Below are 23,329 nucleotides of genomic sequence, written 5' to 3'. Positions count from 1 at the left end.
TGATTTGCATGCCGGCGTGTCTGTGGAGCTTCGGAGTTGTAGACCTGGCACTCGGAGCGGCTAGTTGACCAGGATGACTGGGCGATCCGACGCTCCGCATCGGCTTACATGACGGTTGACTGCTCGCCCTACCAACTTATGGATGTTGCCAAAGCATTCAGTAGGGAGAAGACACGTTGGCAATTAAGAAAAGTGACATCTACAGATCGCTTTGGGACAGCTGCGACCAGCTTCGAGGCGGCATGGATGCCTCTCTCTATAAAGACTACATCCTCACGCTGTTGTTCGTAAAATACGTGTCTGACCGCGCCGGAAAGCCAGACGCTCTGATCGAGGTTCCAGCCGGCTGCTCCTTTGAAGATCTTAGAAAGTTGAGGGGCACGAAGGAAATCGGCGAAGGCATCGACAAGGCAATCGCTGGGATTGCCGAAGCGAACGACCTCAAGAACGTCATTGACCGCGCATACTTCAACGACCACGAAAAGTTCGGGCGTGGCTCGAAGATGGTCAACACGCTGACGGCGCTCATCAACATCTTCAGTAGGGAAGAGCTCAACTTCAGCCGAAACCGTGCTGACGGCGACGACATCCTGGGCGATGCCTATGAGTATCTGATGCGCAATTTTGCGACGGAATCCGGCAAGAGCAAGGGCCAGTTCTACACGCCAGCCGAGGTTTCGCGGGTCGTCGCTGCCGTCGCTGGGATCAATCGGGCCACCAGCCCCAAGCAAACCGTATACGATCCCACCTGCGGGTCAGGGTCACTGCTGCTGAAGGCGGCAGACGCTGCGAGTGTCCACCTCACCATCTACGGCCAGGAATTCGACATCACCACACGCGGCCTCGCTAAGATGAACATGATCATGCACGGGCGTGAGGACGCCGAGATCGCTCAAGGTGATGTCATTGCCGAACCGCAGTTCAAAGCCTCCGACACAGAGCTACAGACCTTTGACTTCGTGGTTGCCAACCCACCATTCTCGGCAAAAGCTTGGGGCTCGGGTCTTACCAGTGATACCCGCTTCGGACGCTTCGATCTTGGTATGCCGCCGGAGAAGAGCGGCGACTTTGCATTCCTGCTTCATATCTTGGCATCTATGAAGGCAACCGGCTCCGGCGCGGTCATTCTGCCACATGGCGTGCTCTTCCGTGGCAACAAAGAAGCCGAGCTCCGCGAGAAGATCCTGAAGCGCGGCTATATCAAGGCGATCATCGGGCTGCCCGCGAACCTATTTTACGGCACCGGCATCCCCGCCTCGATCATTGTGCTCGACAAGTCTCAGGCATGCGCCGAGCGCCCCGTCTTTATGATCGACGCCTCGCGCGGCTTCATCAAGGATGGCAACAAGAACCGTCTGCGTCAGCGGGACATCCACAAGATCACCGACGCTTACACCCGCCAGGCCGAAATCCAGGGCTACGCCCGCCTTGTTCCCTGGAGCGAGATCACTCGTAACGGCTTCAACCTCAACATCCCGCGCTACATCGACGGCTCCGACCCCGAGGACCTTCAGGACATCGAGGCACATCTCAAAGGCGGAGTGCCGAACCGTGACATCGACGGGCTGGGCGAATTCTGGGAAGTCATGCCCGGCGTCCGCGCCACGCTCTTCGGACCGAACCCACGAACGGGCTATTCCGATCCTCTGGTCGAACCCGGGGAGGTGCGCAGCACCATTCGCAACCATACGGAATTCGCCGCGTTCCATTCTCGCGTCCTCAACATCCTCGATGGATGGAGCCGCGCGAATGCACCGCTCATGGATGGTATCCAGATCGGCGACAAGCCCAATGAGTTTATCCATGCCATTGCCGAGGACATCCTAGAACGCTTTGCCGAGGCGCCGCTAATTGACCGCTACGAGGCATATCAGCGGCTTATGTCCTACTGGGCTGAAACCATGCAAGACGATGTCTTTATCATCGCCCATGATGGTTGGAAGGCGGCGAAAGAGCTGCGCGAGGCACGGAAGGAGGTCGACGAGAACGGCAAGGTCAAATGGCTGGAAGAGGCCGACCTGACCGCGAACAAGGTGCGCTTGGTGGCCGATGTCATCCCGCGCCGGCTGATCGCCGCCCGCTTCTTCCCTAAATTGCAAAAGGCCGTCGATGACGCGCAGACCCACGCTGAGGAAATGGGCCGAGAGATCGAGGAACTGGTCGAGGAACATGGGGCCGAGGATGGTCTGCTGGCTGATGCGCTTACCGAGGCCGGTAAGCTGACCGCACCTTCGGTGAAAGCGCGCTTGAGGACCGGCGAGGCCGAACCGGAAGAGGTCAAGCTACTGAAACAGGTTGCCAAGCTAATGGCGGCCGAAACTGCTGCGAAGAGGGCCGTCAAGGAGGCGGAGGAAGCGCTTACCGAGGCCACACTAAAGAAATACCCCGAACTAGTAGACGAAGAGATCCGCGCCCTAGTCGTGCATGACAAATGGTTGACCGATATCGCCGCGCTGATTGAGGCCGAGATTGAGGCGCGGACCGAGCAACTGACCGCCCGGGTGCGCGTGCTGACGGAGCGGTATGGGCACACGCTTCCAGATATGGCCGGGAACTTCGAAAAACTGGAATGGAAAGTAGCACAGCACTTGCGGAGCATGGGGTTCACGCAATGACTTCAAGCTGGACGCACAAGCCTCTCCGAGAGATTATGACGCTTCAACGTGGGTTCGACCTACCCAAGAAGGAGCGTCGCGAAGGCCAAGTTCCGATCATTTCGTCGTCAGGAGCTGAGGATTTTCACGCTGTTTCCGCCAAGCAAGGGCCGGGCGTGGTTACTGGCCGCTATGGCACGATTGGGAAAGTCTTCTATTCCGAGGAACCCTATTGGCCTTTGAACACAACACTTTTCGTGTCGAACTTCCACGGAAATAGTCCTAGATACTGCTACTATCTGCTTAGCCGTCTAAATTTTCGCGAGCACAGTGGGAAAACCGGTGTCCCGGGTGTCAACCGAAATGATCTTCACACGGTCGAAATGCTGACTACGACCGACACTCGTGAACAGGAAGCCATTGCCGAGGCACTTTGGGATATGGATACGCTGATCGAGGCGCTGGAGGGGTTGATAGCCAAGAAGCGGCTCATCAAGCAAGGTGTGATGCAGGACCTGCTGACCGGTAAACGCCGCCTTCCGGGGTTTCCGGAGGAGTGGGTCCTGAAAACGCTAGGTGATTTTGCGCACATGAAAAGCGGCGAAGCTATTACATCAGCGTGCATCACCGAAAACGGAGAATTCCCTGTTTATGGTGGCAACGGTCTTCGCGGCTACACCTCCACGTTCAACAAAGACGGGGAATGCACGCTCGTAGGTAGACAAGGCGCGTTATGCGGGGCTGTGACCCACACTTCGGGCAGAATATTTGCATCGGAGCACGCTATCGTTTGCAAGGCCATCAGCGGAAACAGCCAACGATACTTGTCTCATCTCTTCGAATTCCTGAACCTCAATCGAGTTTCAGAGGCATCGGCTCAGCCTGGCCTGTCAGTTGAGAAAATCCGGAAGATCGAAGTTCGTGCGTCACCTAGAGAAGGAGAACAGGAACGCATTGCTCAGATCCTTGATGAAATGGACGCCGAAATCCGGGCCCTCGAAAGCCGCTCGAAAAAGGCTCGGCGGGTGAAGGAGGGCATGATGCAGAACCTTTTGACCGGACGGATCAGGCTGATTTGACGACTTCTCAAAAAGGTGGATCTGGAAGGGGCATTTCGTGAGCACAATTGGCGAAGCAGAACGCAGGGCACAGAATCGGGTCATCGCCCTTCTTTGTGGAGACAAGTCCGGCACGACCGGCGGCCTCGGGTGGCGCTACCTCGGCGATTGGCAAAAGCGCGAAGGCAACGCCAATATCGAACCGGACCTATTGCGACCTTGGCTACTCCGCCGTGGCTACTCGACGGATGTCGTCACCCAGGCCATCATCCGCCTCGAACGCGAGGCACGCATTGAAGGAACCAAGCTCTACGAGGCCAATAAGGGCTTCTACGAAATACTTCGCTATGGAGTCGCCATCTCTCTCGGCCCGGGAGAGAGCCCGGTCACCGTGCGCTTCGTCGACTGGGGCAATACGAGCGCCAATGATCTCGCGCTTGCCGAAGAGGTATCGATCAAGGGAAAGAATGCGAAGGCCTGGAACAAACGCCCTGATCTGGTTCTATACGTCAACGGGATTGCGCTTGGCGTGGTGGAACTGAAAAAATCCACTGTGGGTGTTGGGGCAGGTATCCGGCAGACACTTGATAACCAGCGGCCTGATTTTATTCGACCATTCTTCACCACAGTGCAAATCACCTTCGCCGGCAATGACAGCGAAGGGCTACGCTACGCCCCGATTTTGACGCCGCAGCCCTACTGGTTGGCATGGAAAGAGGACAGCGAGATCTCGGCGCGCCTCGATCGGGACGCGACGCAGATGATTGCACCGGAGCGTTTCCTGGAGTTGATCCACGATTTCACCTTGTTCGACGCAGGCATCAAGAAGATCGCCCGCCCCAACCAGTATTTCGCAGTGAAGGCCGCTCAGGAGCGCGTGCACGCCCACGAGGGCGGCATCATCTGGCAGACGCAGGGTTCAGGAAAGAGCCTGATCATGGTGATGCTGGCTCGGTGGATAACAGAGGCCTTGCCTGAAGGACGTATCCTTGTCGTAACGGATCGAAAGGAATTGGACAGCCAGATTGAGGAAGTCTTTGGGAACACTGGCGACAAAGTGCGCCGCGCCCGTTCTGGTGACGACTTAATGGCCGCGCTCGCTGACCCCACAGACCGTGTGATCTGCTCCCTGGTGCACAAGTTTGGCAAGAAGGAGGAGAGTGAGCTAGAGGGACTTATATCCAAGATCCAGAACGCGACTATTGGTGCCCCAGTGGGGCAGTTTTTCGTGTTCATTGATGAGGCGCATCGCACTCAGTCAGGCAAGCTCGCCCAGGCGATGCGAAGGGTCTTGCCGACAGCGATGTTTATCGGCTTCACCGGCACGCCGCTGCTTAGGTCGGACAAGGGAACCTCACTCGAAACGTTCGGTCCATATATCGGCAAGCCCTATCGTTTCGACGAAGCAGTCGAAGACGGCGTTGTTCTGGATCTTCGCTATGAGGCGCGGGATATCGATCAGCGTATCAGCGCGCCGGCTAAGATTGACGCATGGTTTGATGCCAAAACCAAGAGGCTGACGCCTGTTGCCAAGGCCGCGCTCAAGCAGCGATGGGGAACCCTCCAACGCGTGTTATCCAGCCGGGATCGCTTGGAGCAGATTGCCAACGATATCATCATGGACATGGAGTTGAAGCCGCGGCTCAAATCGGGCACCGGCAACGCCATGCTCGTGGCTGGTTCTATTCCCGAAGCCTGCAAGTTCTTCGACATATTCCGTAAGTCCGGCTCGCTCCTAGCGGACAAATGCGCCATTGTGACCTCTTACAAGCGCGCTGCGGGCGAGATCACCGGCGAAGAAACTGGGATGGGGGAAACCGAGAGACAGTATGTTCATCGGGTTTACACGGATCTTTTAGGGGAGGACTCGGAGGAAGACTACGAGAAAGAGGCGCTACGGTTGTTCAAGAAGGAGCCTGGGCGCATGAAGCTGCTGATAGTTGTCAGTAGGCTTCTGACCGGCTTTGATGCGCCGACTGCAACCTACATCTTCATCGACAAACAAATGCGCGATCACGGGCTCTTCCAGGCGATATGCCGGGTTAATCGCCTCGACGGTGACGACAAGGACTTTGGTTACATCGTCGACTACAAAGATCTATTCCGTAATATCGAGAATGCCGTAGACGACTACACTTCCGAGGCTTTCGATTCCTTCGACAAGGAGGACGTTGAGGGCCTTATCAGTGACCGATTTGAGCAGGCCGATGAGGATGTCGCGGCTGCGAGGGATGCTTGGCTCGCGCTTCTCGACGCGGTTGAGCAGCCCAAAGACGACGAGGCGATTTTCAGCTACTTCTCCAGTCCACAAGGGATCGATAACGATCCGGATTCCGAGGAGAAAGCACGACGCAGACAGGCGCTCTACACGATCGCAGGTCGGTATGCGCGAGCATATGCCAACGTTGCTGCAGAGCCGGAGGGGTCAGGTTTTAATGATCTAGAGCTGGCAGAACACCGAAACGAAGTCGAACGGGCAATAAGTATCAGGGATGCGGTGCGCCTCCATAGCGGCGATGCCGTCGACACGAAGCTCTATGAGCCGGCCATGCGGCATCTGATCGACAATTACATCCGAGCAGAGGATTCCAAGGTTATCTCGCACCTGGATGACATCAGCCTCATCGACCTGGTCGAAAGCCGAGGAGCGGCTGTAGAAAACGAACTACCAGATCCCATACGTAGGAGACGGGAAAATGTCGCTGAAGCAATTGAGAACAATGTTCGGCGGCTGATCATCGACGAAACGCCTGTAAACCCGCGCTTCTACGAGAGGATGTCTGAGCTGTTGAACGACTTGGTCGAGCGGCGAAGGCAAGAGGCAATTGAGTATTCGGACTATCTCGAGAGGATTGCGGAACTGGTGAGAGCGGCCAAGGCAGGCCATGATCGAGACTACCCTTGTGCCATTTCCACTCCAGGTCTGAAAGCTTTGTTCGATAACCTGGGGAGTGATGAAGACCTGGCCCTAGCCGTTGATAAGGCTGTCCGTGAAATTGCACCTCATGGCTGGCGCGGAAACTCAATGAAAGAACGGAGGGTTCGGCGAGGTGTGGAAGGCGTTTTGTCAGATCACGCGCTGGTTGACGAGATAATGGACCTTTTGAAGAATCACGATGAGTATTGAACGGCTCGATATAGCGGGGGCGAACGTCGAGATTCGATGGAAATCCATCAAGAATCTTCACATCGGTGTTTATCCTCCGTCGGGGAACGTAAGGGTGGCAGCACCGCTATCGCTCAGCCTGGATGCCGTTAAAGTCGCAGTGTTGACACGCATGCCCTGGATCAGACGGAAACAAGCCCAGTTTGCACGGCAGGAAAGACAGACGGCTAGATCCTTCGTTTCAGGCGAAACACACTATGTGTTCGGACGGCCCATGCGCCTGGCTGTATCTACCTGGGATCGCCGAACCCATCGCATCACCGCTACTGGGAGTGACCGTCTTGAGCTTCTAGTTCCTGCTGGCAGCAAGGCGGAAGATCGCAAAACCTGGATGGAAGACTGGCATCGCGCCGAGCTAAGGAGAGTTGCAGCTCCGAGGATTGAACGATGGGCGGAGCGCATTGGCGCCGCTCCGAGCAATTGGGGGATCCGGCGGATGAAGACAAAGTGGGGCAGCTGTAATCCTGAGAAGGGAACCATCTGGCTCAATCTCGAACTAGCGCGGAAAGACATTGCTGCCGTCGACTACGTCATACTGCATGAGATTGCGCACTTCGTATCCCCGCGACATGATACGACGTTCATCGCTGTCCTCAATCACCTTATGCCTAACTGGCGACAGATCAGGGCGGACCTGAATGCTGCTCCGTTGACGGACTGACCGGCGTCTATGGCTAACTCCAAGCCGGCACAAAGATGCGTTTTAAGGGCACCAATTGCTGCGTCTCGAGGTCGAGCTTTTCGTATTGCTCCAACAGGCTCTTCACAAGGTCGTCCAGGTCCATCAGCGCCAGCGGTATATTAGCCCGCTCAGCTTCGTATCGGGCTTCACGGGTAAAACCGCCGGTGCTCACGTAGAGACCCTTGTCCTGTGGGTGACGACCACCAAGGAAGCTCCGGACATCCGGCGCACCCATGGCTCCCTTGCGGTGCTTCACCTCAACTACGATACGAGGCGACTCAAAGCCGAAGCCATCCGGCGACGCGACAATATCTTTGCCGCGATCTGGGCCAGCTTCAGAAACACGGGTCTTGTAACCCAGCGAACGTAGGAGGCCGGCGACGAGCTCTTGCATGTCGTCCCATGCCAACGCGTTCACCTTGTCCTTGATAAACTCACGGGCCCTGCTTTCCATCGATTTGAAGAGATCGTCCTCGTTCGCTTCGGTGGTTGCCGCAGCAATCTCCGTCGGCATGGGGTGACCGGATGCTAGCGTCTTTCTCAGCTCGGCAGCAACCTCAGTGGGTATCCGGAAGAGCGTTGAAATCGAACCGAGACTGTTGCGGCTTTCGACGGATAAAAGATCGCGTCCGACTTCGCCTTGCCATTTGACAGGACGATACTGCGCGTCCGCTGGATCGATTGATGTGTCGTAGCGATAAGGGCCGGCAACCTCTCCGATGAGGTAGACCCGCCGGGAAGGATTATATGTGACGATCATGTCGCCGACTTCGATCTCGTTGACGAAGCGGTGGAGCTGACCCGCAGCCATAGCTACCGACTGCGCCTTCGTCTCCGGCCAGGCGGCTGTCACCAGATCCGCCACTGCTTTCCGGGTCTTCACCGCAGAGAGATCACCGACCTCGTTCCACCCTATAGCCACTGCTGACTTTTCTTTGAACGCGTCGAATAGGCGTCCGTCGCGCTCGGCGCGCACCATCCAGGATTTACTCATGCCCCACCCATGCTAATTGAAGCTGAGCATGGCCGATGACCTCGCGCTGTGCAAGATGCACATCTATGCGCATTCTTGGCGGTTCTGCATGCTGCGCCAGTATCGCCGGCACTACCGTAAAGCACTTTGCCAATAGTCTAGCGCGAGGCTCAGAACTCGAAGGTTGGATCGACAAGTCACCCAACGGCATGAGCTGCCGAGCTATCGAACAATGATGCTCACGGAGTATTGGCAACTTTTTCTGACCAGGCTCTGCGCACAGCCCGCTCAAAATCCGATCCTAGAAGGCCGACGGCAGCTGGATCTCTGGAAATGGAGCCCTACCGTCGGCCTAGTAACTTCTATTAGGAACATCTTATCCTTCCCCCCCTCCCTCTTGCGCTACTTCTGCTCCTACCCTTCCTCCTCACACTCAAAGCCAGCAGCAATCCTCTTACCGAGGTTACGCAGGGCCGTTCTGGTGCGCTCGTTCAGTTCCTCATATGCCACGAACGAACCGGCCAGGCCGCGCCCGGTCCTGTTCCCTCCTGGCAGTCGTAGTCCGCGTCGATGAAGATCCTGCAGGGCATTTCGCTTGATCTCGGCCTGCTGCTCTGCGAGCGCCGTATCCATCGCTTTCAAGCTCAGTCCCCCACTCTTGCCGAACTTGGTGGCGCGTTGACGATCCTGCCAAAGAAGAAGTGCTGATTTCCTTCCCGGAGCCCGGGCGGCGTCTCCAGTAAAGGTCGGCAAGAGAAATCGGAAATACCGTCCTTGCAGGCGAGTGAAGTTCAGGTGCTTGAGGTCGCAGAGGGCCGTGATGCCGAGGGCTTCCACCTCCGGCTGGTCGAGAGTGACCTCGATCCTGGCACGCTTCTCTGCTTCATCCAGCACGACGCACGTTCCGGCGCGGACATTCTGCCGATCGATGATCTTGTCCATCACACGCCAGCGCACGTTCGCTTCCTTCGCACCAATCTCCAGCGTCCCATCTGTGAATGGCGCGCGGTCTCGCTCGGTCTCGATCAGGAAGCGCTGGTTCTCCTCTGCGGTAAGGTGCTTCGAGTTGTAGATGAGCCGGGCAACGCTTTTCTCGTCGCGACCCCACACCGTCCTCGGGCGATCTCGAACGTTCGTGATCACATCCTGTTCGACCAGGAGATGGTTCATCAGCACGCGGGCGATCTTGGCGCGTTCCAAGTCGCTTGGAACCCTCGGCGTGAAATCGACGCTGATCTCGATGCTACTCACGACGGGCAGCTTCTCCATCCCATACCTCGCCTCGATTGCGGCCATCGCTTTCAGGACAGATGCCATCTCCGGTTCTTGGAACCTTACCTCGAAGCTATCGGAGGAATCGTTCGGCTTGCCCTGCCGGTTCTTGACGAAAGGAGTTCGACCAAGGAGTCCGGCAATCTCTGACTGGAGCCACTGGAACTGGGTAGGCCTCTTCAAGGATATGCCAACGGCGAGCCAATCGATGACCGCCCGGGTCATGAACCTACCGAGATCAATGTCGGGGCGCAGAGCGTATCGTCCGGCCAGGCGCTTCTGTCCGTTGGGAAGTTCTACGCGTGAATATGTGAGGTGACCCACGATCGCCGGCACTTTCTTGGCGAACAGTGGAACTGTCAGCAATGACTGAGGTGCTGTCATCTGTCTTCTCTGCAAATGGTCGCGGTTGTAGAATCGAGGGCCATCTCAATGGCGCCCGCGCGTGCGGCTAAGGTTGTTGGATCACGGGTTGCGTCGCGGGCCCAGGAGGCCCACAGAGCGGCGCCGGCGGCAGGCGCTGCTTACTTGTGTATGGGCGCCTGGAGCGCGTCAGTGGCCTGCTATGTCGATTGGAGAGGCGTTGACCCGGGCCGTGCCGGTGAGTCCCAAGCTAGCCGCTGAACTCGTCAGTGGGATAGCCTGGCACCTTCAAATCCTGGTCGCCCTATGCGTCCTGCAGCGCCTTTTTCAGGGCCGCCCATTCGGTTTCCAGAATGGCGTCGCGCAGAGGCGGGAACTTGTCCCTGAAACGCTTCTTGAGGTGTTCCACGATGGCGGCGGCTCGAACCTCCGGTTTCTCCGCGACAGAGGGCGCCAGAGCATCGACGGCGTGCTGGCCTGCAGTTGCCGGTTCTTCAGCCGCCAAGGCTCGTTCCAGCGAAGCCAACACGTCACCCGGGAGGATATCGGACGGCTCCACAGGTCGCTTGTCGAGTGTCGCGTTTTCTGCCCCGACAGCGACCTGTGGAGCCGCGTTCTTGGCGGCAGCGATCTTCTTCTCGATCTGCCTGGGGTCGGGTTTCTCGCCCCGCTTGATCTCGTCAATTACCGACTGCCTGATCGCGTCCGGCGTGCTCTTTGACGCAAGCTTGTAAACCGTGGACGGAGGCAGTGCATCAATAACCTGCGGCGTCGAATCGAAAGCAATCGCCGAGTTCATGTAGTTCTGCGCGGTCCGCTCCTTCCAGCCGAAATGGAATTCCAGCCACTTGCCGAACTTCCCGTGTCCGAGCGCCTTCTTGATAGCCAGCAGTTCCTTGCCAGTCTCGAGGGTATGCACCTTAAGACGAGTCCGGATCCGCTTGGCAGCTGCTTCTGCCTCCTTGGCTACCGCAATAGGAAGACCGGCATAATCAAAGGACCGGACATCGGCAGCTTTAGGCTTTGGCGCAGGTAGAGCCACGATTTTGGTGGCAGGCGCAGACGTTTTCTCTGCCGGGGCTGCTGCGATTGATTCAGAAAGGTCGAGATCAGTCAGCTCTTCATCATTCACCTTGGAAACATAAGCCATCGAGTAACTCCTTGAATATTTGTTCGACGCAAAACCGCAATGGTTGCGTGGTTGAGATCGGCGATTAGTCTGCTGCCTTGGTCTGCGGGTGGGTTCGTCTGACGCGCTTGTTGAGGTTGTGGCGCATCTTTTTCAGGCGCTCCAACTCATCCAGCGCGTGCTTTGAGTTCGGACCAGTGAGGCCGGTCTTTTTGACCTCCTCGATCCGGGCTTCGATCTCGCTCCGCTTGAAATCAGAGATGTCGTGCGCCAGCGTCTCGACCACGTCCTCCAGCAGGCTGAGGACCAGCTCAGCTTTGCCAAGGGAATTGAAGGCCGCGGCCTGGTCCTCTTCATCGATCTCAGATCGATCCAGCGGTTCGATACCCTCGTCCTGGCTAAAGTCCCACCATTTGCTTCCGAGGATAAGGAAGTGGCTTGCGAATCCTGTGCGCATGTCCTCTCGGCAGAAATCGGAAAACGCCTTCCTAAACACCGAGGTATTCAGCGCTCGCTCCTGCGCGGATTGCCTGTCTCGTTCCCGCTTCCGTGCCTCACGCTTGTATTCGGCCCAACTTTTTCGCATGTCCGTCTCCTTTCGTTGGACGGACAATGTCCAAGCGCGTTGGACATCTCAAGTCCAATCACATGTCCAAACCGAGAGGGCATCAGGTGATGGCCGGGGCTGGCACGGAGGTGTCTTCGCGTTGATATTCCCGACGCATCGTCGGTGGATCCCTAGGAACGCTGCCGTTCCCCGGTTCGGGGCTGCTCACTACGTCGAGGAGTATGGTAGGGTGGAAACGGCGAGCAGGCAGAGCGACACTGCCTCAGACCCGTCAACTGCGAGGTCAAGACGATGAACAACAATATGGAGAAGCTCATTCGGCGGGCCAGGCCTGGCTACAAGCCGCTGGACGCCGGTGACCTCGTGGCGAGAGAATATGAGAGGCATGGGGCTCTCATGGAAGCGCTGAGGCAATCCGAGGCTGACGAGAAAGCTGTCCAAGATCCGGTGAACAATACGGACGTCGAGCAGTAGGCCGTCCCTGCTACGAGGCAGCTACTGCGCCTACGGGGCGGGTTCCTAGGGCCCGTAGCACCAGGGCGCATCTGAGGTCGATGATTGTCTTGAGGGTCTTCAGGATCGGATGGTAGGCGCTGTTGTCGGACATCCCTTCCGTGAACGAGTCGGCTTGCAGCACGATCGCGTTCGCCATGCGAATCAACTCCTCCGGCGAGCATTCGCGTCGCTGTCTTGTTCCACGACACGATAAAGCGCCAGGATTACAGGCCCACAGGGAAAGTTAGCGGGCACCTCATCTAACAAATATTCTATGAACGTATCTGTTCGTTCGCCGAACTTCCGGCCAGCTTACGAATTGTGGGCCCAATAGAAGCGGCGGCTGCCTGCCGCGCAATTCAGGACAGGGCGAGCATTCTAGCGCCCTAGTCCTTCTGCATAAAGCTTGAAACCTTTTCCAGAGGGAAGGTCGCAAGCTTCAAAAAGAGTGCAAGTCCCACCATGACATACAGGCGCATCGCGATCCATTGAGCATGGCGCTTGTGTCCGTCAGCAAGCGCCTCGGCGTATTCGTCGCGCGCGTCGATAACCATCTGCTCCACGACACGCTCATAGACTTTCTTCGGTAGCAGAAAGCGTAGCGGCCCCGTGATCGCATACCCCGGCGGCTTAAAGATCCGCGCCTCTTTTGTTGGTGTCGCAAGTTCATCCATCACATTCGAGTCCCTGGACGATCTGAAGTCGACCGACGATTCGAAAGAATGCAGCGCGAGCTTCAAGTCCCGGTCGAATTCAGCGTGCTCTTCGGCCGTCAACTCGTGAAACGGAGGTAAATTCTTCGCCTCGAGCAATACACGGCGTGCTTCGTCAAACCGGATTATGAAGTCGCTGCGCCTCAAACGAAGGCGGTTGTCACGCTCTGACCAGCGCATGAAGGTAAGCTTATGTTCGTCACTTTCGTCGGTCATGCGAGTGCTCCCGAAAAATTGGAGATTGCGTTTCTAGCTGCCATTGCTACCCGGTGGACCCTCTGGCCATCACCGGTAATGTAGTAGCGCCTCCGAGCCATCCCTGATTCACCGGGAACTTGTTCTGCTTCTGACCGGAGCCACTTGCGATCTTCCAAACGGCCAAGATGAACATAGATCGTGGCGCGCTTGAGCTTCGTGGATGCTTTGACCATTTCGAGTCCATACATCCCATTCTTGCTGACCAATAGTTCGAGAATCTCGAACTGAATGTCAGACACGTTAAAGTCGGATCTCATGTCGTTTCCTTGTCGGTGCGTTTCGTTGAGTTCTTTGGTCTTCAGTCGTTTGCGGTGCTTTTTGCTGTGGTGAGTCCACGTTCGTGCTGCGAATTGGCTAAATCGATCTATCCAACAATTTGTAAGAGTCAATCTTACACTTTGTCAGACTGAGGCGCAAGAGGGGCCGAGTTGCGGCACTGAGAGGCGCCGAAGGAGAACTTTAAGCGACAGATAGCTTGATAGATTGCGGGAGCATGAGAAGGTCGCCGGGTGATCCGGACGAATGCACCGGAAAACTGTTCCGGTTGGCTTTGACTTCAGCCGTCTAAGCGTCTGAAAAACATAGAAAAAGAGAGATTGGCTGGGGCGCCAGGATTCGAACCTGGGAATGCCGGTACCAAAAACCGGTGCCTTACCGCTTGGCGACGCCCCAACAGAGTTGCAGGCGGAAAAGATGCGCTGCAATTCGCGGCCTGATTAGCAAAGCGAACGCCGGGCGGCAACACCTTCGAAAGGGGTCTCGTACGTTTTTCCCGGAACGATGCGGCGGCGGCGTCGTTTCCTTTTCATCCCCCACGACAAAAACCAACGAAAAGGACATCCCATGCCCTCCATCACATCCGCCCGCATCCTCATCATCGCCACCCATGGCTACGAGCGCTCCGAGCTGCGCGTGCCGCTGGAACAGCTCACCGCCAAGGGCGCATCGGTCAAGATCGCCTCGCTTGAAAAGGCGCCAATCAAGAGCTGGGACGAGAAGAACTGGGGCGACACTGTCGATGTCGATCTGACCCTCGACGAGGTGAAGATCGACGATTTCGACGCCCTGGTCATTCCCGGCGGCCAGATCAATCCCGACCTCCTGCGCAAGGAGCAGAAGGCCGTCGACGTGGTGAAGGCCTTCGTCAATTCCGGCAAGGCCGTTGCCGCCATCTGCCATGGTCCCTGGCTGCTGATCGAGGCCGGTGCCGTCAAAGGTCGGAAGGCGACCTCCTTCCCGTCGATCAAGACCGACATGATCAATGCCGGCGCCGACTGGCGCGACGAGGCCGTGGTCACGGATCAGGCTATCATCACCTCCCGCAATCCCGATGATCTCGATGCCTTCGTGGCGAAGATCGTCGAGGAGATCGAGGAAGGCCGCCATCAGCGCCGCGCCGCCTGATCGCTTCTGCCGGCCAACACGAGAGACCCGGCGGGCAACCGCCGGGTTTTCTGCGTGCTCTCCCGCGTGATAGCGATCCACCTTCAGCCTGGGATCGAGGGCACCTCGCGCGTCAGATCCGGCTCGTCATGGACGAAGGTGAGCTGCAGCGTTGCCATACGCTCAATAGCGGGATCGCTGACATCACCCAGCCCCTCTGGTGGCCCAACGGAAATGCCGCCCTCTTCCAAGGCCTCGACCAACGCGCCAAATGCGCCGGCCTGCAGCGTCATCCGGATCGTGTTCATCAGGTTCGAATACATGTGCACGTCATCGATCCAGCCGCCGAGGCGGTTGACGGTATCGAAGACGTTGCTCGTCGCGGCCTTGCGCTCGACGCGCGTGAAGGCCGTCAGCATGACAATCGCCATGGCCCGGATCCTCCCTGTCACGAGAGAGTGCAGCGGCAAGCGGTGACAAATCAAGCCTCGTGTGAAATAGGCTGAGTTGCTGCGGCTTGCCGCGCATGATCGGACCTTGGGCATGAAGAAGCAGAAGCAGCCACACAGGAAATCGGGGCGGGCGACAGCGAAGAGCGCGCCTTCAGGGGCCGTCCGCAGCATGGCTCCCGACAAGGGTGGCGACGCCGTGCTCCGTGAAACGGCTGTGGGCCGGGTCACCGAGGGCACGCGCAGCGAGGGCAAGGCGAGCGCTGCTGCCGAACGCTTCCGCGCCGGCGTTCGCACGCCCGCCTTCCGGATCGCTTTCTCGGTGTTTCTCGCCGGTGTTCTCACGGTTGCAGGGTCGCTTGCCATTCCGCATGAATTCGCCTTCTTCGAGCTCGGCTATCTCTTCACGCTGTCGATCTATGATCTGGTTCTGGCCATGCTCGGCCTCTCAGTCGCCATCGGCATGGCCGAGCGGCGAAGCGAGGTCGTCTCGATTGTCGTCGCCTTTCTCGGCGTGATCACGCCGATGCTCCTCTTCTTCGACCCGATCTTCAGCGCCATCCTGCAGAGCCCGCTCGGGCACGAGCTCTTCCTGATCGCACCCATTGCCGTGATGCTGTCCGGCGTGGTCCTGTGGCTGCCGGCGCAGGTCCGCCGGATTGCAGCGCCGCTTGCGGCCGCTGTCGTCGGCTTTTCCTTCGCGCTGTTCATCGGGCTCGACGATTTCGGCATCGGCATCAAGGAATTCGCTTTCGCCGCCGTGCTCGGCGCGCTATGGATCCTCGTTGTTCCCGGTTTGATGCTGCGCCCCTTCCGCGGCGCCTGGCTCACCATCCCGGCACGGATCATCGGCTCCTGGCTGATGGTGATCGCGGTCATCGTTACCGTCTCGCTCTACGTGCCGTTTGCACCCGATGCCCCGCCGCTGCCCGAACTCCTTGATGACCCGTCGCTTGCACCGCTCGATCCGGCGGTCGAGGACGGACTGCTGGAAGCGCCGGGGAGCTTCGACAGCCCGGTCGACGACAACGCCATTCCGCCACCGGAGCTCGGCGACAACCCACTGCTCGGCGGCGGGCGCAACAGTCAGCCTTGAAGCGAAGCAGACCGCATTGCCAGTCGACGCCTTCAGCGTCAGCCGTTACAAGCGGTCAGTGTCGCCTCTGATTCCGGTAGTTCCTGATGCATATCCGCTATGACCGCCCGGTGTCCCGTTCCGCTTTTCTCGCGCGACGGCTAGCGCTGTTTTCGCTCGGCTTGCTGCTGATCATCGTGCTGGCGCATCGCTTCGGGCCGCTTTCGACGCCGGATTTCGTGCTTTTGGTGCTGGCATCTGCCGTGCCGGCGGCGCTTGCCGTGCCGCTCGCGCTGCTCGGTCTTGCTCGGCTCTGGCAGATCGGTGCACTCGGTGGCGTGGCTGCTGCCTGGGCGCTGATCTACGCGGCCGTGCCGCTCGCCCTGCCCGGCTATGGCTACTACCTCTATGTTACCAAGCCGAAGCTGACCGAGGTTTCGACCGATCTCGCCGATCGACCGGCCTTCGTCTCCGTGCCTGATGTGCCGCAGCATATTCTGCCGCGCCCTGCCCTGCCTGACAATGCCGGCGAGGCGCAGCTTGCCGCCTATCCGGGCTTGAACGGCCGCCGCTATGAAGGGGCAATCGACCGCGTCTATGAGGCGGTGCGCAAGGTGGCGGCGGAAAACCGGCTGGTGGTGACAGCGAGCCGCGGTGAGGAATACGGCCTGCCGGCGCTGGAACTGCGGCCGACCACGGAAAGCCCGGTCGAGGCGGAAGCCCAAGGCGCAGCACCCGCGGCCCAGGACGCGCTGCCGGAAAGCGGGCCGCTGCCCACCGCACGCCCCGAGCCGAGCCTGCTCGTGCCGCTGGATGACGGTGAACCGGAGGGGACGGCCCGGCTGCAGTTTGCCACCCGCACGCTGGTGCTTGGGCTGCCCTTCGATGCGGTGGTTCGGCTTCGCGAAGAAGCGGAGATGACGCTCGTCGATATCCGCGTCGCCTCACGCTATGGGCCGCATGATCTTGGGATCAGCGACCGGATCGCCGAGGATTTCCTGCATGCGCTGGACGCGGAGCTTCTGGGGATTGCCGGGAACTGAGGCTGGCCTTGTGCCGCTTGGTGCCCCCTCTGGCCTCCTGAGCTTGTCGAAGGGCGGCCATCTCCCCCACAGGTGGGGAGATGTCGGCGCAGCCGACAGAGGGGGCAAGCCGCAAAGCGCGGGGGCCTCAGCCCGGCCGATACTCTCCCGACAGCTTCGGCGGACCGTCCGTTGCGATCAGGCCCTTCTCCACCAGGTCCTCGAGATGGGCGAGCACTGAAAGGGCGGCTGCCCCATGCAGGCGGGGATCGGTGGTGGCGTAGATGACCTTGACCATGTCTGATATCCGGCGATCGCCTTGGCGAATACGCTCCAGCACTGCGCGCTCGCGCATCAGACGGTGGGTGCGCAGTGCCCGGACGAAAGCGCGGGGCTCGCTGACCGGACCGCCATGGCCGGGCAGATAGAGCCGGTCGTCGCGTGTCAGCAAGCGATCGAGCGAGGCCATGTAGCCGGCCATGGCGCCATCCGGGGGTGCGACGATCGAGGTGGCCCAGGCCATGACGTGATCGGCGGAAAACAGGATGCCGGTGTTATCAAGCGCAAAGGCTGCGTGGTTGGCGGTGTGGCCCGGCGTGTGGACAGCCGTCAGCCGCCAGCCGTTGCCCTCGACGGTCTCGCCGTCGGCAAGGGCAATGTCGGGCACGAAATCCGTATCCGAGCTTTCGGCAAAGGGGTTCACCTCGCCCTCGAAGAGCGGGCGAGACGGCCTGTGCGGGCCTTCGGCAACGATCACGGCACCGGTTCTCTCCTTCAGGCGGCGGGCGAGCGGGGAATGGTCGCGATGCGTGTGGCTGACGGCGATATGGGTGACCTCCCTGCCCTGCAATGCCGCCATCAGGGCGTCGAAATGCGCGTCACTGTCCGGACCGGGATCGATGACGCAGACGGATTTCTGACCGACGATGTAGGTGTTTGTGCCGTGGAATGTGAAAGGGCTCGGATTGGGCGCCGTCAGCCGCTGGACGCTGTCTGCCACGGGCACCGCCACGCCATGCTGCGGCACGAAGGCGGTAACGAAGTGGGGCACCACCTGATCGCCTGTCAGCTCTTCCGTCCTGCTCATTTATACTCGATCTCGATGAAGCTCATCGGCTGATCGCCACCGTTGATGACATTGTGCTCGACGCCGGCATCCCGCCGATAGGCTTCGCCGGCCTTCGACGTGACCCGGCGCTCGCCTTCGGCATCCTCGATGAGGAAATGGCAATCGGTGAGCGGCACGACGACATAGCCGAGGCCATGGGTGTGATGGCCGGTCGCAGCCCCGGGCTCGAAATCCCAGCGGGTGATGCGGGTGACGGCGTCATCGAGCACAACAGTCGGGATGGCAGGCGGACGGGCGGAATAGCCGGGCATGGGTGGGCTCCGATGAATGCGACGCAGGATGCGGCGTAACCCGATTTAACCCGGGACCAGAGCCTGCGGCAACTGCCACAGGCTCGGCCTTGCGCTTTACCCTGTCCAATCATGCCGCCGCGGCCAGCGCCACCGCGTCTGCACCCGCTGGATAGCGCGGCTGGTCTGTGCCGTCCGTTACCGCCTGCCAAACGGCTTCAGCGACTTCGCTTTCGCGGGTGACGAGCGTGGGAGAGGCGAAGGCTTCGAAGATCGGTCGGGCAAAATCGAGATAGGGGCCGGGGAGAAGATCCATAACGTCGATATCGGTATTGGCGGCAAAGCGGGTCGTCGGGGCATAACCCGGCTCGACCAGTTTGGCGCGGATGCCGAAGACACTGAGTTCATGGGCAAGCGACTCGGTGAAACCCTGGATCGCCTGCTTGCTCGCCGTGTAGGCTGCGGCGAGCGGCATCGGGGCGAGCGTGACGCTAGAGGTGACATTGACGATGACACCAGTGCCCCGTTCGCGCATGCCTGGGATAGCGGCCTGGGTCATGGCCATCGTGCCGAAGGTGTTGGTCTCGAAGACCTTGCGGATATGCTCCATCGGTGTTGCCTCGAAGGCGCCAACTACGCCGATCCCGGCATTGTTGACCAGCGCGTCGATCGGGCCCGCCGCCTCGAAGGCAGCGCGAATGCTGTCGGTCCTGGTCACGTCGAGGGGCAAGATGCGCAGGCGGTCGGACGGGGTGAACAGATCGGTCCGGGGCGTGCGCATGGTGGCGATCACGGTCCAATCGCGGTCGAGGAAATGTTGGGCGATGTGTTCGCCGTAGCCCGACGAGCAGCCGGTGATGAGGATGGTCGGCATGGGAAACTCCTGGAGGTCTTTGTATGGAAGGGGTTGCTGTTGACCTCCCGGGTTTACCCGCGCTAGTCTGGACTATCATCAATCATAAGTCTTATTTTCATTCGAGATAGTCCAGATGCGCGACCCGCTGTCCGATATCATCGCGCTGCTGAAACCGCGCGCCATCTTTTCCAAGGGCATCAGCGGGGCCGGTCGCTGGGCAGTACGTTACGCCCCTTTCGGCCAGCCGGGTTTCTGTGCGGTGACGAAGGGGCGCTGCCGTCTCGCGGTCGATGGAGAAGAGCCTGTCATTCTCGAAGAGGGAGATTTCGTTCTGCTACCCGCAACGCCGGCCTTCACCATGGGCAGCACCGACCAAGCGCCACCTGTCTCCATCGACCCGAAGGCGATGGCCACAGAGGCGGACGGCGAGACGCGCCATGGGCGGCAGGAGGGCGAACCTGATATGCGGCAGTTCGGCGGCTATTTCTCCTTCGAGGCGCCCGATGCCGCGCTGTTCGTCTCGCTCTTGCCCAGCATGATCCATGTGCGAGGCGCGACCCGACTGACACAGCTCGTGTATCTGCTTGGCGACGAAGCCGGGCGCGCGGATGTCGGACGCGCGCTAATCCTCGAACGCTATGTCGAGATCCTCTTGATCGAGGCGCTGCGCAGCGCACCGGCCGACCAGGCACCACCCGGCCTATTGCGCGGCCTGGCCGAGCCGCGCATTGCGCTTGCGCTCAAGGCCATGCATGCGGAGGTCGCCCAGTCTTGGACCGTGGAGGCGCTTGCCCACCACGCGGCAATGTCGCGCTCGGCCTTCTTCGATCGTTTTCTCCAGACGGTTGGCATGCGTCCGATGGAGTACCTGACAACATGGCGGATGACGCTGGCGAAAGACCTGCTTCAACGCCAAAACCTCAGCCTGGATGCGGTCGCAGAAAAGGTTGGCTACGGCTCGGCCAGCACCTTCAGCACGGCCTTCAGCCGACATGCCGGAGTGCCGCCGGGACGGTTTGCGAGGGCGGGACAGATCGGCACTGGCTAAAGCCCTGAGGTGCTCGTCCACCAGCATTGACTGGCAAGTGATCCAATTCGGGCGCATGGCGGTGGCGCATATGGAGGTGTTTGGGCGGCAAACAGTGCTGGGTTTGCCTGCGCCTTAGCCAACGACAATTCTCCCGTCCCTCACCCCCGCGCCTTGATCGCCGCCTGGGCCGCAGACAATCTCGCGATCGGCACGCGGAACGGCGAACACGACACATAATCCAGCCCGACATCCTCGCAGAAGTGGATCGAGGTCGGGTCACCGCCGTGTTCGCCGCAGATGCCGAGTTTCATGTCGGGGCGGGTTTTGCGGCCGCGTTCGGCGGCGATACGGATGAGCTCGCCGACGCCGTCGAAATCGAGCGAGACGAAGGGGTCCTGGATGATGATGCCCTTGCGCTGATAGGTGGGTATGAAGCGGGCGGCGTCATCGCGTGACATGCCGAAGGTTGTCTGGGTCAGATCGTTGGTGCCGAAGGAGAAGAATTCGGCGGCTTCGGCGATGATATGGGCGCGGATCGCGGCGCGCGGCAGCTCGATCATCGTGCCAACGAGATAGGAGATCTCGAGCTTGGCCTCGCCCATGACTTCGCCAGCGACGCGGTCGATGACGGCCTTGACGTAGTCGAGCTCGGAGCGCAGGCCGACCAGGGGGACCATGATTTCGGGCACGACCGGGGCACCGGTTTCCCGGGCCGCAGCAACGGCTGCCTCGAAGATGGCACGGGCCTGCATTTCGGCGATCTCGGGATAGGAGATAGCAAGGCGGCAGCCGCGATGGCCGAGCATCGGGTTGAACTCGTGCAGGGCGTCGATGCGGCGGCGCATGAAGCCGGGCTCAAGCCCCATGGCATTTGCCACTTCCTCGATCTCCTCGTCGGACTTCGGCAGGAACTCATGCAGCGGCGGATCGAGCATGCGGATCGTCACGGGAAGCCCGTGCATGATGGTGAAGAGCTCGGTGAAGTCCGAGCGCTGCATGGGGAAAAGCTTGTCGAGGGCTGCGCGACGACCGGCCTCGTCTTCGGCAAGGATCATCTCGCGCATCACATGGATGCGCTCGCCCTCGAAGAACATGTGTTCGGTGCGGCACAGCCCGATGCCTTCGGCGCCGAAGGAGCGCGCGGCGCGGGCGTCGGCAGGCGTGTCGGCATTGGTGCGCACCGTCATGCGGCGGGCGGCATCGGCCCAGACCATCAGTTGGGCAAAATCGCCCGAGAGTTCCGGCTGCAGCATGGGCACCTCACCCTTCAGCACCTGGCCGGAGGAGCCGTCTATGGTGACGATGTCGCCCTTGGTCAGGGTTACGCCCATGCCAACAAGCTTTTCGTTGCGAAGGTCGACGCGCATGGTGCCGGCACCGGAGACGCACGGGATGCCCATGCCGCGGGCAACGACCGCCGCATGGCTGGTCATGCCGCCACGCGTCGTCAGGATACCCTGGGCTGCATGCATGCCGTGGATGTCTTCGGGGCTGGTTTCGACGCGCACCAGAATGACCTTGCGGCCTTCGCTTTCCGCCTCGACCGCCTCTTCGGCGGTGAAAACGATGGCGCCGGTCGCCGCACCCGGCGAGGCGGGCAGGCCGGAGCCGATGACGTGGCGGGTGACGCGCGGGTCGATGGTCGGGTGCAGAAGCTGGTCGAGCGATGAGGGCTCGATGCGCATTACCGCCTCGTCTTCCGAGATCAGGCCTTCCGCCACCATGTCAACGGCGATCTTCATCGCGGCCTTGGTCGTACGCTTGCCCGAGCGGGCCTGCAGCATCCAGAGCTTACCGCGCTCGATGGTGAATTCGAGGTCCTGCATGTCGCGGTAATGCGATTCCAGCCGGTCACAGATCGCCTGGAACTCGGCAAAGGCCTCCGGCATCAGCTTTTCGAGCGAGGGCTTGTCGGAGCCCGAATCGATGCGGGCAGCCTCGGTGATCGATTGCGGTGTGCGGATGCCGGCGACCACATCTTCGCCCTGCGCATTGACGAGGAATTCGCCGTAGAGCTCTCGTGCCCCGGTTGAAGGATTGCGGGTGAAGGCTACACCGGTCGCTGAAGTCGAGCCGAGATTGCCGAAGACCATGGTCTGGACGGTGACGGAGGTCCCCCATTCGCCGGGGATATTGTGCAGCATTCGGTAGGTCTTGGCGCGCGGGTTCATCCAGCTGGAAAAGACGGCGCCGATCGCCCCCCAGAGCTGGACATGCGGATCCTGCGGGAAGGGATGGCCGAGATCCTCTTCCAGCAGTTCCTTGTAGAGGCTGACGATGTGCTGCAATTCCAGCGCGGAGAGATCGGTGTCGAGTTCGTGGCCGAGCCTTGCCTTTTCGTCTTCCAGGATCTCCTCGAAGACTTCGTGGTCGAGGCCCATGACGACATCGCCATACATCTGGATGAAGCGGCGATAGCTGTCCCAGGCGAAGCGGGCATCGCCAGAATGGTGGCCGAGCGCCTCGACGGTGTGGTCGTTGAGGCCGAGGTTGAGGACAGTATCCATCATGCCGGGCATGGAGGTGCGCGCGCCGGAGCGGACGGACAGGAGAAGCGGCTGGCTGGTGTCGCCGAAGGCACGACCGGTGGCGGCCTCGATGCCTGCAATGCCCTCGAGAACCTGGGCCTTCAGATCGTCACAGAGCGTCTTGTCGTTCTTGTAGTAAAGGCCGCAGGCATCTGACACGATCGTGAGCCCGGGCGGCACGGGCAGGCCTAGGCTCGCCATTTCCGCGAGATTGGCCCCCTTGCCTCCCAGCTGATCGATCTCGGCCCTACTCCCCTCGGCCGCTCCTCCGCCGAAGGTGTAAACCCACTTTCGCATTGCCTTCTCCACCCGAACAGGCTTGTTTTTCCATCGTTTACAGCAAATGTGACGGATTG

The 23,329-nt window shown here is 59.8% G+C and carries 21 protein-coding genes and 1 tRNA gene; 9 read left to right on the top strand and 13 right to left on the bottom strand.

Annotated features, from left to right (window positions below):
• Positions 1–176 precede the first annotated feature (176 nt).
• From BW978_RS05765 to BW978_RS05750, 4 genes are read left to right on the top strand one after another with little or no spacing between them, the layout of a single operon-like run.
• Positions 177–2,615, top strand: a complete 2,439-nt coding sequence (locus tag BW978_RS05765; RefSeq protein ID WP_076392978.1) for a type I restriction-modification system subunit M — start codon at positions 177–179, stop codon at positions 2,613–2,615.
• Positions 2,570–3,673: a restriction endonuclease subunit S gene (locus BW978_RS05760; protein WP_083697490.1), complete on the top strand. Its 1,104-nt coding sequence runs from the start codon at positions 2,570–2,572 to the stop codon at positions 3,671–3,673. Before BW978_RS05765 ends, BW978_RS05760 begins: the two co-directional genes overlap by 46 nt.
• A 37-nt stretch (positions 3,674–3,710) precedes the next feature.
• A complete protein-coding gene (locus tag BW978_RS05755; RefSeq protein ID WP_076392974.1) occupies positions 3,711–6,779 on the top strand; it encodes a type I restriction endonuclease subunit R in 3,069 nt (1,022 codons plus the stop codon).
• Positions 6,769–7,479, top strand: a complete 711-nt coding sequence (locus tag BW978_RS05750) for a M48 family metallopeptidase (protein WP_076392972.1) — start codon at positions 6,769–6,771, stop codon at positions 7,477–7,479. The genes BW978_RS05755 and BW978_RS05750 overlap by 11 nt, the downstream gene beginning before the upstream one ends.
• Positions 7,480–7,492: 13 nt before the next feature.
• Here BW978_RS05750 and BW978_RS05745 read toward each other — a convergent pair whose 3' ends face one another.
• From BW978_RS05745 to BW978_RS05730, 4 genes are all read right to left on the bottom strand, one after another.
• Complete coding sequence (locus BW978_RS05745) at positions 7,493–8,494, bottom strand: restriction endonuclease (RefSeq protein ID WP_076392970.1); 1,002 nt, start codon at positions 8,492–8,494, stop codon at positions 7,493–7,495.
• Positions 8,495–8,887: 393 nt separating this feature from the next.
• Complete coding sequence (locus BW978_RS05740) at positions 8,888–10,129, bottom strand: hypothetical protein (protein ID WP_076392968.1); 1,242 nt, start codon at positions 10,127–10,129, stop codon at positions 8,888–8,890.
• Positions 10,130–10,412: 283 nt separating this feature from the next.
• Positions 10,413–11,258 (bottom strand): DUF3102 domain-containing protein, encoded by an 846-nt coding sequence (locus tag BW978_RS05735; protein ID WP_076392966.1) that lies wholly within the window; start codon positions 11,256–11,258, stop codon positions 10,413–10,415.
• Positions 11,259–11,322: 64 nt separating this feature from the next.
• The gene (locus BW978_RS05730) at positions 11,323–11,823 is read right to left on the bottom strand and encodes a hypothetical protein (protein WP_076392964.1); all 501 of its coding nucleotides are present in this window, start codon (positions 11,821–11,823) and stop codon (positions 11,323–11,325) included.
• A 273-nt stretch (positions 11,824–12,096) separates the two neighbouring features.
• Here BW978_RS05730 and BW978_RS23285 point away from each other — a divergent pair, with 273 nt between their 5' ends.
• Entirely contained in the window at positions 12,097–12,279 is a 183-nt protein-coding gene (locus BW978_RS23285; protein WP_139330332.1) for a hypothetical protein, read from the top strand.
• A 10-nt stretch (positions 12,280–12,289) separates the two neighbouring features.
• Here the strand turns inward: BW978_RS23285 and BW978_RS23510 are convergent, their stop codons facing one another.
• The 4 genes from BW978_RS23510 to BW978_RS05715 all read right to left on the bottom strand — a co-directional run bounded on the left by BW978_RS23510 (position 12,290) and on the right by BW978_RS05715 (position 13,943).
• Positions 12,290–12,457 (bottom strand): hypothetical protein, encoded by a 168-nt coding sequence (locus BW978_RS23510; RefSeq protein ID WP_175616846.1) that lies wholly within the window; start codon positions 12,455–12,457, stop codon positions 12,290–12,292.
• Positions 12,458–12,686: 229 nt separating this feature from the next.
• Entirely contained in the window at positions 12,687–13,229 is a 543-nt protein-coding gene (locus BW978_RS05725; protein WP_076392962.1) for a hypothetical protein, read from the bottom strand.
• Positions 13,226–13,528: a PadR family transcriptional regulator gene (locus BW978_RS05720; protein ID WP_076392960.1), complete on the bottom strand. Its 303-nt coding sequence runs from the start codon at positions 13,526–13,528 to the stop codon at positions 13,226–13,228. Before BW978_RS05720 ends, BW978_RS05725 begins: the two co-directional genes overlap by 4 nt.
• 340 nt (positions 13,529–13,868) lie before the next feature.
• Positions 13,869–13,943, bottom strand: a tRNA-Gln gene (locus tag BW978_RS05715).
• 171 nt (positions 13,944–14,114) lie between these two features.
• Between BW978_RS05715 and BW978_RS05710 the strand changes: the two genes are divergently transcribed.
• Positions 14,115–14,675: a type 1 glutamine amidotransferase domain-containing protein gene (locus BW978_RS05710; protein ID WP_076392958.1), complete on the top strand. Its 561-nt coding sequence runs from the start codon at positions 14,115–14,117 to the stop codon at positions 14,673–14,675.
• Between the two features lie 83 nt (positions 14,676–14,758).
• Here BW978_RS05710 and BW978_RS05705 read toward each other — a convergent pair whose 3' ends face one another.
• Complete coding sequence (locus BW978_RS05705) at positions 14,759–15,085, bottom strand: hypothetical protein (RefSeq protein WP_076392956.1); 327 nt, start codon at positions 15,083–15,085, stop codon at positions 14,759–14,761.
• A 112-nt stretch (positions 15,086–15,197) separates the two neighbouring features.
• On the opposite strand from BW978_RS05705, the gene BW978_RS05700 reads away from it, so the two are divergent.
• Both BW978_RS05700 and BW978_RS05695 read left to right on the top strand, forming a co-directional pair.
• On the top strand, positions 15,198–16,199 hold the full coding sequence (locus tag BW978_RS05700) for a hypothetical protein (RefSeq protein ID WP_244551887.1): 1,002 nt from the start codon (positions 15,198–15,200) through the stop codon (positions 16,197–16,199).
• 86 nt (positions 16,200–16,285) lie between these two features.
• The gene (locus BW978_RS05695; protein WP_076392952.1) at positions 16,286–17,221 is read left to right on the top strand and encodes a DUF1499 domain-containing protein; all 936 of its coding nucleotides are present in this window, start codon (positions 16,286–16,288) and stop codon (positions 17,219–17,221) included.
• A gap of 127 nt (positions 17,222–17,348) precedes the next feature.
• Here BW978_RS05695 and BW978_RS05690 read toward each other — a convergent pair whose 3' ends face one another.
• The 3 genes from BW978_RS05690 to BW978_RS05680 form a co-directional block, all read right to left on the bottom strand.
• Complete coding sequence (locus BW978_RS05690) at positions 17,349–18,287, bottom strand: MBL fold metallo-hydrolase (RefSeq protein ID WP_076392950.1); 939 nt, start codon at positions 18,285–18,287, stop codon at positions 17,349–17,351.
• On the bottom strand, positions 18,284–18,580 hold the full coding sequence (locus BW978_RS05685) for a cupin domain-containing protein (protein WP_054150935.1): 297 nt from the start codon (positions 18,578–18,580) through the stop codon (positions 18,284–18,286). Before BW978_RS05685 ends, BW978_RS05690 begins: the two co-directional genes overlap by 4 nt.
• 109 nt (positions 18,581–18,689) lie before the next feature.
• Entirely contained in the window at positions 18,690–19,433 is a 744-nt protein-coding gene (locus tag BW978_RS05680) for an SDR family oxidoreductase (RefSeq protein WP_076392948.1), read from the bottom strand.
• A gap of 115 nt (positions 19,434–19,548) precedes the next feature.
• Between BW978_RS05680 and BW978_RS05675 the strand changes: the two genes are divergently transcribed.
• Positions 19,549–20,463: an AraC family transcriptional regulator gene (locus BW978_RS05675; RefSeq protein WP_076392946.1), complete on the top strand. Its 915-nt coding sequence runs from the start codon at positions 19,549–19,551 to the stop codon at positions 20,461–20,463.
• A 140-nt stretch (positions 20,464–20,603) separates the two neighbouring features.
• On the opposite strand, the gene ppdK is transcribed toward BW978_RS05675, so the two are convergent.
• The gene (ppdK, locus tag BW978_RS05670) at positions 20,604–23,270 is read right to left on the bottom strand and encodes a pyruvate, phosphate dikinase (RefSeq protein WP_076392944.1); all 2,667 of its coding nucleotides are present in this window, start codon (positions 23,268–23,270) and stop codon (positions 20,604–20,606) included.
• Positions 23,271–23,329: the final 59 nt, after the last annotated feature.

Origin of the sequence: Rhizobium sp. RU33A (assembly GCF_900156055.1) — a bacterium.
Classification (GTDB): domain Bacteria; phylum Pseudomonadota; class Alphaproteobacteria; order Rhizobiales; family Rhizobiaceae; genus Allorhizobium.
Note: the sequence above shows the minus strand (reverse complement) of the source record. Positions and strands in the feature narration are given on the sequence as shown.